This window comes from Collimonas rhizosphaerae (assembly GCF_038896935.1).
Taxonomy (GTDB): domain Bacteria; phylum Pseudomonadota; class Gammaproteobacteria; order Burkholderiales; family Burkholderiaceae_D; genus Collimonas; species Collimonas rhizosphaerae.
The window spans coordinates 67,351-84,075 of the sequence record NZ_JBANDC010000017.1 but is presented as its reverse complement, the minus strand read 5'-3'; the positions used below and the strand labels follow the sequence as shown (position 1 = coordinate 84,075).

The 16,725-nt window shown below is 61.5% G+C and carries 12 protein-coding genes; 5 read left to right on the top strand and 7 right to left on the bottom strand.

The window, feature by feature from the left end; all coding sequences use genetic code 11:
- Positions 1–10 precede the first annotated feature (10 nt).
- Positions 11–4,690 (top strand): eCIS core domain-containing protein, encoded by a 4,680-nt coding sequence (locus V8G57_RS20570; RefSeq protein ID WP_342830962.1) that lies wholly within the window; start codon positions 11–13, stop codon positions 4,688–4,690.
- Positions 4,691–4,793: 103 nt separating this feature from the next.
- Positions 4,794–7,367, top strand: coding sequence for an eCIS core domain-containing protein (locus V8G57_RS20565; protein WP_342830996.1), 2,574 nt, complete (start codon positions 4,794–4,796; stop codon positions 7,365–7,367).
- A 15-nt stretch (positions 7,368–7,382) separates the two neighbouring features.
- Here V8G57_RS20565 and V8G57_RS20560 read toward each other — a convergent pair whose 3' ends face one another.
- Both V8G57_RS20560 and V8G57_RS20555 read right to left on the bottom strand, forming a co-directional pair.
- On the bottom strand, positions 7,383–8,279 hold the full coding sequence (locus V8G57_RS20560) for a TauD/TfdA dioxygenase family protein (RefSeq protein WP_342830961.1): 897 nt from the start codon (positions 8,277–8,279) through the stop codon (positions 7,383–7,385).
- A 156-nt stretch (positions 8,280–8,435) separates the two neighbouring features.
- On the bottom strand, positions 8,436–9,209 hold the full coding sequence (locus tag V8G57_RS20555; RefSeq protein WP_342830960.1) for a VOC family protein: 774 nt from the start codon (positions 9,207–9,209) through the stop codon (positions 8,436–8,438).
- Between the two features lie 162 nt (positions 9,210–9,371).
- On the opposite strand from V8G57_RS20555, the gene V8G57_RS20550 reads away from it, so the two are divergent.
- Complete coding sequence (locus V8G57_RS20550) at positions 9,372–10,001, top strand: class I SAM-dependent methyltransferase (RefSeq protein ID WP_092392633.1); 630 nt, start codon at positions 9,372–9,374, stop codon at positions 9,999–10,001.
- A 195-nt stretch (positions 10,002–10,196) separates the two neighbouring features.
- Here V8G57_RS20550 and V8G57_RS20545 read toward each other — a convergent pair whose 3' ends face one another.
- Both V8G57_RS20545 and V8G57_RS20540 read right to left on the bottom strand, forming a co-directional pair.
- Positions 10,197–10,805, bottom strand: a complete 609-nt coding sequence (locus V8G57_RS20545) for a TetR/AcrR family transcriptional regulator (protein ID WP_342830959.1) — start codon at positions 10,803–10,805, stop codon at positions 10,197–10,199.
- A gap of 58 nt (positions 10,806–10,863) precedes the next feature.
- Positions 10,864–11,865 carry a proline dehydrogenase family protein gene (locus tag V8G57_RS20540; protein WP_342830958.1) on the bottom strand — a complete coding sequence of 334 codons (1,002 nt, stop codon included), beginning with the start codon at positions 11,863–11,865 and terminating at the stop codon, positions 10,864–10,866.
- A 143-nt stretch (positions 11,866–12,008) separates the two neighbouring features.
- Here V8G57_RS20540 and V8G57_RS20535 point away from each other — a divergent pair, with 143 nt between their 5' ends.
- Entirely contained in the window at positions 12,009–12,434 is a 426-nt protein-coding gene (locus V8G57_RS20535) for a GNAT family N-acetyltransferase (protein WP_342830957.1), read from the top strand.
- A gap of 7 nt (positions 12,435–12,441) precedes the next feature.
- Here the strand turns inward: V8G57_RS20535 and V8G57_RS20530 are convergent, their stop codons facing one another.
- Positions 12,442–13,131, bottom strand: coding sequence for an HD domain-containing protein (locus V8G57_RS20530; RefSeq protein ID WP_342830955.1), 690 nt, complete (start codon positions 13,129–13,131; stop codon positions 12,442–12,444).
- Between the two features lie 173 nt (positions 13,132–13,304).
- On the opposite strand from V8G57_RS20530, the gene V8G57_RS20525 reads away from it, so the two are divergent.
- Entirely contained in the window at positions 13,305–14,264 is a 960-nt protein-coding gene (locus V8G57_RS20525; RefSeq protein ID WP_342830953.1) for a GlxA family transcriptional regulator, read from the top strand.
- Between the two features lie 23 nt (positions 14,265–14,287).
- On the opposite strand, the gene V8G57_RS20520 is transcribed toward V8G57_RS20525, so the two are convergent.
- Positions 14,288–15,904 carry a rhodanese homology domain-containing protein gene (locus V8G57_RS20520; protein ID WP_342830952.1) on the bottom strand — a complete coding sequence of 539 codons (1,617 nt, stop codon included), beginning with the start codon at positions 15,902–15,904 and terminating at the stop codon, positions 14,288–14,290.
- Entirely contained in the window at positions 15,901–16,509 is a 609-nt protein-coding gene (locus tag V8G57_RS20515; RefSeq protein ID WP_144737851.1) for a cysteine dioxygenase, read from the bottom strand. The genes V8G57_RS20520 and V8G57_RS20515 overlap by 4 nt, the downstream gene beginning before the upstream one ends.
- Between the last annotated feature and the right edge of the window lie 216 nt (positions 16,510–16,725).

The following is a 16,725-nucleotide window of genomic DNA, read 5'->3' as shown; positions in this document are numbered from 1 at the left end:
GACGGGAACCATGCAGAAACTGAGCGCGCAAACGGCCCCGCAAGCGCCGCAAGCGGATACGCAAGAAAACTTGCAGCCGCACTATGAGCCGCCAATGGAGGGCGGAGAACTGAGTGAAATGGGAGATTTTCACTACGCCGGCAGTCCATTCCGGCGCCGCGACAGAAGCATGGCGCGGCTTCCGCCTGCGCCGCTCACCCCACCCAACAAGACCGGCTTGCCGGATAAACTGAAGAACGGCATCGAAGCCTTGTCTGGCATCAGCCTGGACCGGGTCAAAGTACATTACAACTCGCCGCGACCGGCGCAATTGCAAGCGCTGGCCTATGCCCAGGGCAGCGAAATTCATCTCGCTCCCGGGCAGGAACGTCATCTGCCGCACGAAGCCTGGCACGTGGTGCAACAAGCGAGCGGGAGAGTGCGTCCGACCCTGCAGCTGAAAAGCGGAGTTGCGCTCAATGACGATGGCGGGCTGGAGCATGAGGCAGACTTGATGGGGCAAGCGGCCGTACGATACCGGGGAAACAGCTTGGCTGGCGGCGCGCGCGAGCACGGCGGCAACTGGAATATGCCGGCGGTGGCGCAGCGTTTGCCTGAAGACGCCTTTACCTATGTCGAGGAATTGACCGCGGAGGAGATGGAAGAAAGCGAGGTCGCGAGAAATGTTGCCGTGCTGAAGCGGACCCTGGCGAACGCTCGCAACATAAACCGGACTTTTCCGCTGATTACGCAGAACACGGAAACATTCAAGGCGATAAAAGCTGCGCTCTATCGAAAAATTGCGACTTTGGCGATAAGCCTTGGCCGTGGACAGGGAGCCGAGTTCATTAAACGATGGAATGCGGGGCAGGGAAATAGGCTGGCCCTGGAATATTATGCCGCCACCGGCGTCTTTGGAAAAAAATACGTCCCGGTAGAATCGAAACCTTTTTTTGCCGGCGATGCGGCCACTCTCGACTATTTGAAAAACTGGCTAAAGAAAAAAAGCAAAGACAAAAGCATGAATCCGGATATCAAACTGGCCAGGATGATTCCCCTGATCTTGTCGGAGCCGGCTTTGCCCGAGAATGTCATCGTCGCTCTGAAGCTGTTCTTCGGGCACACCGCCAATTTCGTGCCGCAGGATAATCTGGGTCGAGATTTCCGTTCAGTCGAACACGGCGATTACTACCGTTCCAGCCTGGATCCTGTGCGAGAGGGAAATACCGCCTTGCTGCGCGAGCACGCCGAGGAACGCTACAAGGCACGGGGCGAGACGCTGCCGGACCAGCAGACTTTCCAGGTCATCAACCAGCCTCTGCATGCAGCGGTTAAAGAACTCGGCAGCATGTATGCCAATATCGATGGCATGGAGTTCATCGCCGACGAGACCGACAGCGACCTTAGCTATGCGAGATATTCCAGCAGCATCGGCAGCCATACCGGGGCGCTTGGACTGGTCCAGAACGTCTACAAGACTTTGCAGACCGGGACCAGGTTCAGCGGCGTTGCCGGCGATGAAAATTGGGACAGGCAGCTCGCCGCCGGACGATTTACGCCACTGATTCCTGAAGACATGCTGGCTCTCGACGGCGAGCAGAATTACCACGATCTTCTGCTTGCCGACCGCAGCCGGCTGGTGGCCGAGGTTGCGGCGGAGATCCGCAGGAAATACGATGATAAAAAAACCGGCTTGCGAGTTGTCCCGATACAGTCGGGGGAGCATGCCAGCCTGATTCTGGAAGTGATTTATCCTCCCGGCACCGAAGAAACCGCCAAGCTGACCGAGATGGAATGGCGCGAACTGTTCATCGCTACCTTCAATCAGGTTGCTGCCGGCAGCGGCCTGCAGACGCGCGTCACCCATCGCGGCAGTTTCGGGTTTTTGTATCCCAGTGCGTCTTCGGTCGGCGGCCCGGTGCGGATATGGCCCGGATTGACCCCGCCCGAGGTGTTCAAGAACCTGGTTTTTTCTACGCTGGACCGGCTGGAGTCTCCCAAGGGCGCGTTTCAAACACCGGATCAGTCAGTTGTGCCGCAGCCGTCGGCCGATAGTGTGGCTCTGCATGTGGAAGCGTTGAAGACCGCCGTACGTTATGCACAAGACGCCATGCGCGATACGATCAGCGTGAAGGGTCCGGAAGCCCTGGTCAACTGGATCGCAGTGCGTCTGCAACGGAACCTGGCGAAAGCATTCGAGTTGTTGGCTGGCAGCAAGGATGGCAAGCCGCAACAGCAGGAGAACGCTTTCCTGAAATCGTCCTCGACGATTGAAAGCCTGATGGAGTACAGCTATCTGCTTGAAGCCTTGCGCGCCGATGCGCTGCCGGCACACGACCCGTATCCTGAGTACCTGCGCAAGAAACTGGCTGTGTCGTCCGACAAGGACGACCCTGGATACAGGGACACTCATACTTTTTACCTGGACAGCGGCATGCAGGCAATTGCCAGCGCACATCTTCTGGCGCGTAAGTGGGCCGCAAAGAAACATGGCGCCGATGTGCAGGGAGAACTCGATACCATCGACCTTTACAGCTATTTTGAATACGGCATGATCGACAAGGTCAACCTGCGTCTGCTGGCGCGCAATCGCTCAAGCCAAGGGTACCTGGACAAAGGCAGCTTCGATAAAATGCTGGACGAAATATTCAAGGATGGCGAGCCTGCTGTCATCGCCGCGGACCTGAATCCGGTGCTGACTACCCTGGCGGCGAAAACGGACCAGCTTCCGTACGGACCGGTATTCGAGCATTTTGCAAAGACCGGAGATGAAAAATCCAGCGTCATTCCCATCGTCGACGTCACCAACGCATCGCTGGACAAGGCGGCCGAGCTGGACCTGGGCCACGGCTACCAGCATTTCATCGTGGTCGAAAGCTTGTCCAAGCATCAGCAGCTTGGCGCCGACAAGTTCACCATGGGACGCCTGACCGCGATAGGCAGCGAGGAGTTTGTCCAGCTGGCGAAAACGCTGCTGCAGCCGATAGAAAACGCGGCCTATCACCGCCTGCCTGCGGCCTATCGTTTGCGGATGGACAAGGTGTTTTACGGCGACGCTGCGCAAACACAGCCGACTTTAGCGGCCTCGGTTCTGGATACCTCGGCGCAATACGACGATTTCATGGACCTGATCGGCATGGGTCAGAAGTGGCGGCGCGCCATGGACAAGGGTTCAGGTGACGGAGCTGACCAGGTGCAGCAACGCTACATGGCCATGAAAGTGCTGTTGAATGAGGGATTCGAGCGATACATGGCTGAACTGAAAGCGACCATCAACAGCCAGTTTGATTTGCAAAAGGCGTTCAATGCCTTGCCGCCCGCCGATCAGCGCAATCTGCAACGGCGGCTGGCGTGGCAGCTAGGCGCCGCGGAAACTGAAGAGGTGGTAACGGAAAACCCGTTCTTGCTGGGGCAACCCAGCGATACCGGCATCGTCAATGTCGGCAATACCTGTTACCTCGCGGCAGCGTTGAACACGATGGCGTTTACGCCGCAGGCGGCATTGTTCCAGCCGCGCCCGGACGATCCGAAGGCCGGCCTGCGCGCGGACATCCTGGTCATCCTGAACAAGATCCGGAACGGGCAAAAGGTGGAGTACGTGGAAATCGCAGCGCTGCTGAGCGCACTGGATCATGCGCGGCTGCTGGAAGGACCCAATGCATTTGCGATGGAAACCCCGCTCAACGCGCAGCGCGATCCGGCGGAAGTCATGGAATACGTGCTGGACTATTTCGGTATTGGAGAAGATCCGCGATACCTGCTGGGACAGACTGTTAACAAACGAATCAACCTGGAAAATGCACCTGTATTCGGTGAGATTGATCCAGGCGGATATTCGGAGGTCGACGCCGCCGGTTCTTATGCGCCGAAAGCATCTTCCGACTGGATGATCAAATTGCCGCTGGGGCAGGCCGCCAACCTGATTCAGCTATTGAACAATTACCTTGCCATGGAAAATATCCAGCAATTGACCGGGGTGCTTGATCACCAGGTACGCAGGGGACCCGGTATCAGCCAGACCTTCCTGGGGCCGGAGACACCGAACGCAATTTCGTTCCAGCTGGTCCGCTGGGAGTTCCGGCAAGGACAGGTGAGGAAAGACCGCACAGCAATCGACATGCCGACCGGCTTCACGTTTAACGGCGCCGAGTATCGGCTGAAGGCCGTCATATACCATCAGGGAAATTATGCGGACGGCGGTCATTACACCACCAGCACATTACACGACGAGCAAGGCTGGCAATATCGCAACGACAGCCGGGTATCTGCGGATCCTAAGTTTGAGGAAAGAAAAAACTTCGGATATATCTATACCTACGCCAAGACAGAGGAATTGCCGGAGCAGCAACAACAGGGCGGGCTGCCGGCCGGCATGGATAATTTCCATGATTTAGACGATTTAGATGGTTCTGGCGGTCTCGACGAGGGAGCTCAGCTAGACCAGCCCGATGCCCCGCAGCTTGGCAGGAAGCGTTCGTTTGAGATGGCTTTGGACAAGCCTCGGCAGCCGTCGGATGCATCGCAAGCTACGAGCAGCGGGCAGCCGTCGGAACAGGCGCAAAAGAAACCGAAATTCGCCGAGCTGGACGACCCAGCCGATCATCAGTTCGAGCCTTCGGAACCTATGCAGGAGCAGCAGCCCGCAGATAATGTCCAGCAACAGCTTGATAATGAATCCCCGATAATCATGGAGGACCATGACGGATTCTGACGGGATGGCGAATTCTTTCCGTTTTTTAATCCATGACTTCCCGGCGTCGGCCGGAACATTCGGCTGGACGGACCAGGCTAAAGGATAGGCGAACGTGCAAAAAATGATGCCGCAATCGTCGCCGCAACCAGCGCCGGCCAATGTTCGCGAGGGCTTGCCGGAGCGAACCGGCCGCATGGCATATGGCGTCAACCATCTCCTCCCGATGGGTGCATACCATTACGCCGGCAGCCCGTTGCAGCGGGGCGAAGCCGCCGCTGTCAGCCGAAGCGGCTTACCGGATGATTTGAAGGCAGGAATCGAAGGTTTGTCGGGGTTAGCCCTTGATCAGGTCAAGGTGCACTACAACTCGGCCAGGCCGGCGCAGCTGCAGGCGCATGCCTATGCCCAAGGCAGCGACATCCACCTGGCGCCGGGACAGGAGCGGCGCCTGCCGCACGAAGCCTGGCACCTGGTGCAGCAGGCGCAGGGCCGGGTGGCGGCCAGCATGCAGGACAAGGGAGTCGCGCTCAACGACGACTGCCGGCTGGAACAGGAAGCCGATGTCATGGGCGCAAGGGCCACGCGCTTGGCGGCGCCGGCACAGCGGCGGCAGCATGCCGCGCCTGCAGCTGCTGCGGACGCCACGCCGGTGACCCAGTTGTACCGGATAGAGCGCGAACCCGTCACGCAGCAGGTCTATTCCGTTTCAAACGACAATTCGATGGTGACTGGCATGACCACGCCGAACCACGAATTCTATGTGGAAAGAGCGCCCCAGATCGGCGCCATGAACAATGCCGTCACCGCCTCGCCGCTGCAGTTTTATTCCGCCGGCACGGCCAGCCTGTTCGGACGCGACTATTACCGGGTCGGCTTGAGTTTCGACACCGGCAGGGTGCGCGGCGGTGCGCCGGACGATCGGCGTGCGCCGCGCCAGGACAACTTGCAGGCGCAGTACCGGGACCAGGTGTTGCCCGAGATACGCGCGTTTCGCGAAAGGCGCCGCGCCGGAAAAGTCGCCGAAATAAACGCCGCCGCGGCAGTGTCCGACGGACAGGTCAATCCGGCTTTCATCAATCCTGCATTGGCGGCCTCGGTGCGCAGGCTTGAACTGTTCAAGAAACTCATCCTCAGCCAGCTGACGCTGGATTCTTACCGCGACGATGAAACCGGCGCGATAGCCGATGCCGGCCGCATCGTCGCTACGCTGGAGAGCGTGCTGTATTCCACCGACATCACCAGGGGCGCCGTCACGGCACGGCTGGAACAGCTGGCTCCTTATTTCAGGGAAGAAGAAAATCCGGCGCGCTTCGCTCGCACGCCGATTCTGCGCGCCACCTTGCTTGAATTGCGGGCCGCCGTCGTGGCGCTGGCGGCGGCATTGCCCGTGGACCTGCCGGTCGACCTGATGTCGTTCCACAACGCCAGCTTCCAGGCTCGCCAGATCGAGGCCGTCGACGGTCCGGACAACGTGCTCCTGTATCGCGCCTGCGACGTCACCGCCTCCACCTTGCTGGGCAACAAGATCACGGAGCAGAATGCGCAGCGGCTCAAGACCTATGTCGCAGGTTCCGGCGGTGCTTTCCATTACGCCACCAAGATCCTGCAAGTGGGCGGCGACTGGGTCACGCTGGAAGGTTTCGCGGCCAGCGACCGCGAGCGCGGCATTATTGGCATCGAGGACGACGATTCGGCAAAAAATATCGACGATACCTGGCAGTACATCATGTACGGCGCACTGGCCGGCGACGGCGGCCCGCTGCTGTCGGACGAAGACCGTTATTTTGCGCTGTACACGAAACTGCGCTATTACCTGAAAGGCATCACGGCGCCAGGTGTTTTCGGGCCGGAACAACGCGATAAACTGATACCCAAGCCGGTTGGCGCCTGGCGGCTGCAGCCGCTGTTTCCGGTTTCGGTTGCCAAGGGCATTGGCGGCTATTTATCGCGGTTGGCGACAGATGCGCCACAGAAAAAGGCGGAGGCGCTGCTGAAGCAATTGCAGGAAGTCGGTTTGCTGGACAAGCAGGGATGCGTAGCCAACCGCGAGACGTTGACGCTGCAACTGGTGCGCAAGCTGTTGCCGAACCTGCCGGAAGGCACCACGGCGAAGGTTTTCCGCATCCTGCGAGATTCGCTCCAGTCGCAGCATATCCAGATCGGCTTGACCAGCGATCTTGCCAATGCCATAGCCTGGCGCGCCTACCTTGGCGCAGGCGGCGACGAGCGGGCGGCGCTGCTGACGCAGCAAGCCGACGCCATCATGGAGCAGCGCATTGATCCCCGGGCGCAGTCGGGAGCCACGTGGGACGATCTGGCGCAGACCGTTGCCGGCCTGCCGCCAAGGCCGGTCGTTGAGCCGGAGCCGCCGGTCTTGGGGCCGCAGCCCAAAACACCGTTGACCAGCGAGCCGCTCAAAGCGAGCAAACCGGTAAAAGATGAAAACGCGCGAAAAGGCAAACAGCCACCCGCACGCCATGAACTGGTTGGGTCAGGGTTGCGCGAACTGGATCGTCTCCGCGATCTGTGGCGCAGCCGGCAACCGCAGCCGGCCTTGGGCAGCCCGCCGAATTACCTTGACTGGCGCGCCGCGATACAGTCGATTCCGCTGGCGCCCGAAGACATGCCGATCGGCGCCATCCAGGAAGACCTGATGCAATGGCTGTCGCATGCCCGCGAGAAATGGGGAGTATAAGCAGCGGCGAAAGGTTCAGGCCGGCACATCGCCTTCGACGGTCGTGCGGTACAGCGTGCGGCGCAGATGCTGCGGCGTGATCGGCGCATAGTGTACGGTGCTGCGGTTGTCCCAGAACACCATGTCGTGCGCGCGCCATTGGTGGCGGTAGACGTTTTCGGGACGTATGGTGTGCTCATGCAGGTAGCGCAGCAGGGCGTCGCTCTCGTCCTTGGACAGGCCGACGATGTGCGAGGTGAATCCTTCGCTGACGAACAGCGCCTTGCGGCCGCTTTCGGGATGCACGCGGATCACCGGATGTTCCACTTCTGGCACTTCGTCGATCTGCTTCTGGGTCAGGTCGGCGCGCCAGGGAGACAGTTTCTGCAAGCGCCGGTAGCGGTACACATAAGAATGCACGGCGCGCCGTCCTTCCAGCGTGCGCTTGACGTCGGCAGGCAGGGTTTCGTAGGCCAGGAACATGTTGGCGAAGGAGGTGTCGCCTTGTTCCGCCGGCAGTTCCTGCGCATGCAGCAGCGAGCCCAGGCTCGGCTTGGGCATGTAGGACAGGTCGGAATGCCAGTCGGCGCCGGCATCCACCAGGCCGATCGGCTGGCCGTCCTGGACCACGTTGGAGACGATCAGGATTTCCGGGTAGCCCTGCAGGTGGAAGCGGTTCAGCACGTGGACTTGCAGCGGGCCGAAGCGGCGGCTGAACGCCACGTGCTGCTGCGGCGTGATGCGCTGCTCGCGGAATACCAGCAAGCCGTGCTTGACCAGCGCCGCGCGGATGCGGGCCAGGTCCTGGTCGGATACCGGCAGCTGCAGGTCGAGGCCGGTGATTTCCGCGCCCAGCGGTGCCTCGATCGGACGGATTTCAAACAGCTGGGCGGCGGTTGCGGTGAATGGCGGCAAAGTGCTGGCGATAGTCATGATAAGGCTCGGAAAGCGGAACAGCCTTGCTCGCCGCGGCATCATCCGGCAGGCAAGGCGATCCTGAAAACAGCATTACACCCGCTTAAGCACAGGCGCCGCAAATAATCGCTTGTCATATCCTTATGCGGTTTGCGGCGCATCGCCGCCGCGGTCTCAGCGGTGCGCCGACACCAGGGCGAACATCGCGCCTTGCGGATCCAGGCCCTGCACGATCCAGCTGCCGCCCGGGACCTGGTGCGGGCCCATGAGGACCTTGCCGCCGCCGTGGCCGATGCGGGCAACGGCGGCGTCGACCGATTCGACATTGACGTAATACAGCCAGCAGGTGGCCGGCATGTCCTCGGTCTTGGTCATCATGCCGCCGATCGCCGCGCCGCCGGTGGCGAACGTCTGGTAGATGCCAAGCGGGCCCATGTCGAGCGCTTCGTCCTTGGTCCAGCCGAACAGGTCGGCATAAAAGGTAAACGCTTTTTCGCCGTCGCCGGCATGCAGTTCATGCCAGCCGACATGGCCCGGCGTGCCGGCCGCTACCGGCGCCGGCTGTTCGTCGCTGTTGCCTTTGAACAGGATGAACGCCGCGCCGTACGGATCGGTCGCCACGGCAAAGCGGCCGATGCCGGGGATGTCGTCGGGCGGCCGCCGGATCGCGCCGCCGGCCGCCGCGACCCGGGCTGCATAGGCATCGACGTCGCTGACACCGATGTAGCCGTTCCAGCCAGGTTTCACGCCCATGGCGCGCGCATCTTCCGGGATCGGCATCAGGCCGCCGACCATGGTCGGCCCGGCTGACAATATGACGTAGGAACGGTCGCCCATGCCGGCATCCTGCATGTTCCAGCCGACTACGCTTTGATAGAAAGACTCGGCGGCCTTGGCGTCGCTGGTCATCAGGTCGTACCACACGAATTTCGCTTGTTCGGTAGACATTTGGCGTGACTCCTTTGCTTGATTTTGGGAAGGCCGCGGCTGTGGCGGGCGGCGCTTGGAAAGCCATTATCCGCCGGATACCCGGGGAGAGGAAGGCTTGAGGTTTCGGCAACGCAGGCGAAGTGTATTGGATATTCTTCCCCGGTGCGCTACAGTAGCTGCATGATACTACCGCCTTCCGATCTCGAAAAAATTGCCGCTCTTACCCTGGAGCATTACAACCAGCACGCCGACGATTTCCGCGACGGCACCCGCGACCACGACGTCAGCCAGAATATCGCGGCGCTGCTGCGCCATATCCAGGGTGAGCCGCCGTTCACCATCCTGGACGTCGGCTGCGGTCCTGGGCGCGACCTGCGCACATTCAGCAAGCTCGGCCATGTCGCCATCGGCGTCGAAGGCGCGGCGCGCTTCGTCGAGATGGCGCGCGCCGACAGCGGCTGCGAAGTCTGGCACCAGGATTTCCTCAAGCTCGATTTTCCCGACAGCCGTTTCGACGGCATCTTCGCCAACGCCGCATTGTTCCATATCCCCAGCCAGGAACTGCCGCGCGTGCTGCGCCAGTTCCATGCCACGCTGAAACCCGGCGGCGTGCTGTTCAGTTCCAATCCTCGCGGCGGCAACGAAGAGGGCTGGAACCGCGGACGCTACGGCGCCTATCACGACCTCGCTGCGTGGCGCAGTTTCATGGCGGACGCCGGTTTTGCCGAACTCGAGCATTACTATCGCCCCGAAGGGTTGCCGCGCGACCAGCAGCCATGGCTGGCCAGCGTCTGGCGCAAACTGCCGTGATTTTTCCAGGTCAATAGAAGATGAAGTCGTCGTTGCAGGCGGGCAGGGCTTGTGCTGTCAGCCAAACCAGGCGCCATAGAGCCAAGGCGGCTGCGAGAAGGACGAATCCGGCGATAACCAGCATAATTTTTCCTTTATCGCACACTCGTGCGAAAATTGCGTGTTAAAAATCGATGAACCGTGCTGCCGAAGGCGTCATCCGTGGTAGTTGAAGCTGCGGTAGGTCGAGGTCAGGCGTTCGTAGGCGTTGCGCACCCGGTCGGGCGCCTTCGGATCGCGCAGAAAACGCGCGTCGTGCATCAGGCCGACCATCAGGCTGTAGATCTCGAACGCCAGCTGCTCGGGATCGGTGTCAGGCCGCAGGTGGCCGGCGTCCAGCGCCTGGATGATGGCGCGCCGCAAGACACCGCGCCAGCGCAGCACGTTGCGCTGCAGCCGTTCGCGCATGGGCGTGTCGACATCGTCGTACTCGAAGGCGCCGGCGACATAGATGCAGCCGGTAACGTTGCAGGTGCGCGTGATCCAGTTCATCACCAGCGCATTGAGGCGCGGCAGGCCGCGCGCCTGCGCCATCGCCGGCTCGAACACGTCGGCCGAAAAACGGCGGTCGAATTCGTCCAGCACCGCTTCATGCAGCGCTTCGCGCGAACCGACCCGGGAAAACACGCCGCTCTTGCTGATGCCAAGCCGTTTCGCTACCTCGCCCAGAGACAGGCTCTCCAGGCCCTGGGTGGCGACCATGTCCAGTGCCGTATTGACAATGGCTGCCAGGGTGAACTCGCTTTTTTCGGTATGGGTATCCATGCGCTGCAGTTTAGCACTACCGTGCGAAATGTCTATCTTATTTTGCGCAAAGGATTATTCAAGCCGTCGGCCCTGGCTGCGTGAGGTCGAGCAGCGCCTGGTAGAGCCGCACCGGCTCTTCCGCGATCCGGTTAAGCACGTAGAGGAAATATTCTTCGCCATAGACCGCGTATTCGCGCGTGCGGAAGCCGCGTTTTTGCAGGCTGTCAATCTGTTCTGTGCCGAGGCCGATCAGCGATTCAAATTCATAGTGTTGCTGGCCTTGCAAGCCGTGCTGGACGACCAAGTCCGCCAGTTGATCCTGTATGGCGCGGTCATGGGTGGCAATCGAGCACTTGTGCCCGCTGGTCAGCAACCCGGCCGCGAAGCGCCGGTAGTTCGCCGCCAGTTCGGGGCTGTTGCGGCTGCAGGCAAGCTGTTCCGGCTCAAGGAAGGCGCCTTTCACCAGGCGGATGCGGCCCGGATACTGCATCAGCCTCGGCAAATCGCCGGCGCTGCGGTGCAGCCTGGCAGGAACCGTGATGCCGACATTCGCGAGTCCGGCATCGGCATGCAAGCGGCCATACGTGGCGTAGATATTATCGGCGCGCTCCGAACCTTCCATCGAAATCATGACTTCGCGGCCGCTGGAGGCGGCTGCCTGCGCTATTTTTCTGGCGTTCAGGAAACCCAGTTCAGGGTCGACCACGGAACCGATGTGGGACAGGTCAAGCGAGACCGAACAATCCAGGTTCTCGCCATCGATGGCGCCGAGCAGCGCAAGGAACAGGCCGGTTTCTGCATTGGCCCTGGCTTCGTCGCGGCAGCTCTCGCCCATGTATTCCGCCGATGCGGCATGTCCGCGCGCATTGATCTGGCCGATCCGTTGCAGCACATCCGGGATGGTCTGGCCGGCGACATAGCGCCTGGCGACACGGTGCATGAACGGGCGCAGCGCCGGGTCGCTGCAAAACCTGGCCTTGGCCTCTTCATCCAGCGCCAGTTTGCGCAGCGTATCGGCAGCCTGGTCAACCAGCGCTTGCCACTCCGTCGGAAATGCCGGCCGTTTTTCATCTTGCATATCGCATATCTTCCCAGGTTAGCGGTTCTTGTTCATGTGAAATCATTCTAAACAAGCGATAAGCCCGGGCAAAACCAGTAATTTTCCGTGCAACTGCCAATTTTCCTCACATAATGGCAAACCGCTGATCTGGTGGAGCAACAATGGACTGGGTTTTCGAGCAGGAAAACATGGACTGGGCGGCGCTTTCCCATCTTTACAAGATAGCGCCGCTGGGCGACAAGCATCCGGACGACCTGAAAACGGCGTTTACCAACAGCATGTTCACGTGCTTCGTATTCGATGGCGGCATCCTGGCCGGCGCCGGCCGGGCGCTGGCGGACGGCATCGATTGTTCCTATATCTGCGACGTCGCGATACACCCGGATTTCCAAGGGCAGGGCCTGGGCAAGGCCATCATCGGCAAATTGAGGGACCTGTCCGCCGGCCACAAGAAAATCATCCTCTATGCAGTCCCGGGCAAGGAAGGTTTTTACAAGAAGCTGGGCTTCAAGCGCATGAGCACGGCCATGGCGATTTTCAAGGACCAGGAGCGGGCGCTTGCCGCCGGCCTGGTTAACGACGCTTGAGCAGCGCTTATCCGTGCCGGTGTTCCGGGTTCCGGCAGTGGGCGGCATGCTGCTTGCCATCGCTCCAGGAAGAGCCCAGGATCAGGCTGCAAAAATCGATCCGCTTGTAGCCGGGATCTTTCAGCGCCAGCACGTCGGCCTTGACGTTGCCGAAGGTGGTTTGCGGCTTGTGCATGGTTCCCTGGGCGAAGGCGTCGATGATGCCTTGCTTGAAACCGGGGCCGCGCGGATGCGCCTGCACTACCTGGTTGCGCTGTTCTTCGCTGAATTCGTCGTAAGCCATGCCCAGGACATCCATTTCGACTCCAGCCGTCACCAGCGCCACCACCGGTTTTTTGTATTGCGGGATGCCGGGTGTGGTATGCAGCGCGATGGCGTCCCATACCTGTTCGATATCGTATTCGGCGATGCCATAGCCGCGCAGGAAATCGCGCGCGGCGTTTGCGCCGTCCACTTCGAAACGGTCGTGCTTGCTGCTGTAGCTGCCGACCAGCCCCATGTCATGGAACATGGCGCCGACGTACAGCAGTTCGGGATTGTAGTGCAGCCCTTTGCGGGCGCCGGCCAGCGCGCCGAACAGGAACACGCGGGTGGAATGGTGGAACAGCAGGTCCGATTCGGTGTCGCGCACCAGCTGGGTGGCGGCGCGCGCCATGGCGCTGTCGGGAATGGTGATGCCGGCGATAGTGTTGCTCATTGCATGCTCCTGGTAAAGGGTTGGCTGTCAAATGACGATGCAGTCCACTGTAAATCCAGGCCGGCTCCGCTACAATGCCAGGCATGCGCTGAACGCGGCCAAGCGTACGGTTTTTCCTGCCAGCGCCGCTCAAGGCGGGCACGATTTTTCAGAGGCGGTCAAAGGCGTTTTGAATGCGTACTGTTGCGATTGCGATTTTCCCGGGTGTCCAGGCGCTCGATGTGGCGGGGCCGCTGGACGTGTTTGCAGAAGCCAACGGCTTTCTTGCCGCCGGCGCCGGCTACGCGCTGACCCTGGTGGGCGCCAGCCACGAGCCGGTGCGGGCTTCGAACGGCATGCGCTTGCTGCCGGACCGCACATTCGCGGAATCGAGCGGCGGCTACGATATCGCCCTGGTCGCCGGCGGCCCGTCCTTGCCGGACGACGCACCAGACCAAGGCATGACCGCGTGGCTGCTGAAGGCGGCCGTGCACAGCCAACGCTACGGCGCGATATGCACCGGCGCTTTTGCCTTGGGCCATGCCGGATTGCTGGACGAGCGCCACGTCACCACCCATTGGCAGAATGCATCACACCTGGCGCAGCGTTTTCCACGCGCCCGGGTCGAACTCGATCGCATCTACATCCGCGACGGCAACCTGGTGACGTCGGCTGGCGTGACGGCCGGCATCGACGTTTCTTTAGCGCTGGTGGCGGAAGACCACGGGCCGCGCCTGGCGCTCGCGGTTGCCAAACGGCTGGTGGTGGTGGCGCAGCGGCGCGGCGGCCAGTCGCAGTTCAGCCCTTTCCTCAGCGCGCCGGCGGATGAAAATTCGCCGGTAGCCAAGGTCCAGGCTTATGTCATGGAACACATCGGCGAGAATTTCACGGTGGCGAAACTTGCCGCCGTGGCTGGCATGAGCGCGCGCAATTTCGCTCGCGTGTTTGTCGAGGTGAGCCAGCTTACCCCGCATGAATTTGTCGAGCGCGCGCGGGTTGACGCGGCCCGCAGCCTGCTGGAGAGCAGCGATGCGGCGCTGAAGGCGATTGCCTACGACTGCGGCTTCGGCAACGCCGACCGCATGCGCATCGTGTTCAACCGGCGGCTGGGCGTGTCGCCCAATGAGTACCGCACCAGCTTCCGCAAAACATAAACTCTTGCCGCGGTTTCAGATCGTCAGATGACAAAAAATCCGTGGCTGCCGTCGGCCGCCAGCTGCGCCACCAGGCCGTATTCCCAATCCAGGTATGCCTGCATCGCCGCGACCGGGTTGTCGGTGCCTTCATATGGCCGCCGGTAACGGTCGATGCGAGGAGATGCCAGCGCGGTTTCCCCCGGCTCCAGCGGCAAGCCGGCGGCGATCCACGCAGCCGTGCCGCCTTTCAGCACAAACACCGGCTTGCTGCTCAGCCGTTGCACGTCGCCGGCCGCGTAACCTGCCAGCAGGCTGCTGCCGCAGGTCAGCACATAACGCTCGGCGCCTGGCGTCTGCTGCAATACTTGCGCCAATTGCGAGCGCAGCGCGAAGCGCGCGCCGGGGATGTGCTGCTTGACGTAGTTGGCGCTGCTGGTGAAATCGAGCAGCACGGTGCCCGGCCCGTCTTGCAGCCAGTGCGCCAGCTGCTGCGGGGCGACCGGTTCGTGCGGCGGCGCCGGCGGCAAGACCTGCGCCGGATGGCCGCTTTCGCTGAAATGCGCCGGCTGCAAGCCGTCCAGCACGTAGACTTCCCATCCCATCTGCGCCAGCCAGGAGGCGGTCATGTTGGCGCGCACGCCATCGTCGTCCGCCAGCACGATACGGGCGCCGCGCACCGGCGCCGCGTGGTCGGTTTCCTGCACCAGCTGGCCGCCCGGAGCGGAACTGAAGCCGGGCAGGTGGCCGGCGGCATATTCTTCCGGCGTGCGGACGTCGAAACGGTAGGTGGTGCGGCCGGTTTCATCGTTCCATTGCGCCAGCGCCGCCAGGCCGGCGCGGCCGACCCGGGCGCGGTCCGCCACTTGCCGGCTCGACCTGGCTGCCTGCAGGTGGTGGCCGCTGCCGGCGGGATCCGTGGGACGCTCGGCAAAACGCTGCGTCTTGCCGTGTTCCAGCTGCTGCCCGGCCAGGGTCCAGCCGATGGTGCCGTTACGCAAGGCGCTGACCGGATTCGGGATGCCGGCGTTGATCAGCGACTGGCTGCCGATGATGCTGCGCGTGCGTCCGGCGCAATTGACGATGACCCGGGTTTCCGGACGCGGCGCCAGCGCGCGCACGCGCAACACCAGTTCGGCGCCGGGCACGCTGACGCTGCCGGGGATGCTCATGGTGTTGTATTCGTCGAAACGGCGCGCATCGAGCAGCACCACGTCGGCATCGGCATCCAGCAGGGCCTTGACTTCGGGCGCCGACAGCGATGGCGTGTGGCGTTGCGATTCCACCAGTTCGCCAAACGCCTTGCTGGGCGCATTGACGTCGCGGAAGATTTCGCCGCCGGCGTCGCGCCAGCCCTGCAAGCCGCCGTCCAGCTGATGCACGGCGCTGTAGCCGAGCTGCAGCAGGCGTTGCGCGGCTGGTCCGGCCAGCCCTTCGCCGTCGTCGTAGACCACGATGACAGTGTCGCGGCGCGGTATGCGCGCATAGGCTTCCAGTTCGATACGTCCCAGCGGCAGGTTGGCGGCGAACAGCGGGTGCGCTTCAGCGAACGGCGCTTCTTCGCGTACGTCGAGCAGCGCGATTTCCTGGCGCGCCAGCAGTGCGGCATGGACTTGCTGGAACGAAAGCGTGGCAAAAGTGGCTTGGCGGAGATTGGTCATGTTTTTTTCAATTCGCTGGAACGGTCCCAGATATTCGGCAAATGGGTGTTGGAATAGCCCGAGATGAAGGTTTTGCTGCTGCCGTCTTCGGCATATACGGAACGCTGTACCGCGCCGATGTTGGCGCCGTAGACATGGATGCTGATCGAGACGCTGTCGGCATAGGCATTGCGCACCTGGTGGATATCGCCGGCGCTGGGCGACAGCGTTTCGACCGTGCCCGGCGTCAGCTTGAGCGCCGCGCCGTCTGCTTGCAGGCCGCCGCCGGCGTTGCGCTTGTAGGCTTGCGCGTACTCGGCGCCGCGCAGCATGCCGATCAAGCCCCATACCGTATGGTCGTGGATCGGCGTTGTCTGCCCCGGCCCCCAGACAAAACTGACTATCGAAAACCGCTCGGCCGAATCGGCATGCAGCAGGTATTGCTGGTAGCGCTCCGGCTGCGGCTGGGCGTAGGCGTCCGGCAGCCAGTCGTCGACCGCGATCAGTGCATGCAGCAGGGCGCCGCCGTCGCGCAGGATCTGCGCTTCCGGCGGCCGGTTGTCGAGCAGGGCGGCAAATGCGGTGACAAAGTCGCGCAGCCGGCCGGGATTGTGTGGATGAGGCATCTTTCCCTTTTCTTTTTCGATAAGCACAAGGCGTGCAGGTTAATGTCGCGCCACCTTGGATTAAACGAATTATTTACTATTTTCTTATGCGCTGGCTGCACTTGGCAACGCCTGCGCCGGTGAACCGGCCAGCGCCGCGGATACAGAATATATTATGTAATTTTTTTATACTTGCATATAAAAAATAATTCTTTTATTCATATTGTTGCTGAGATT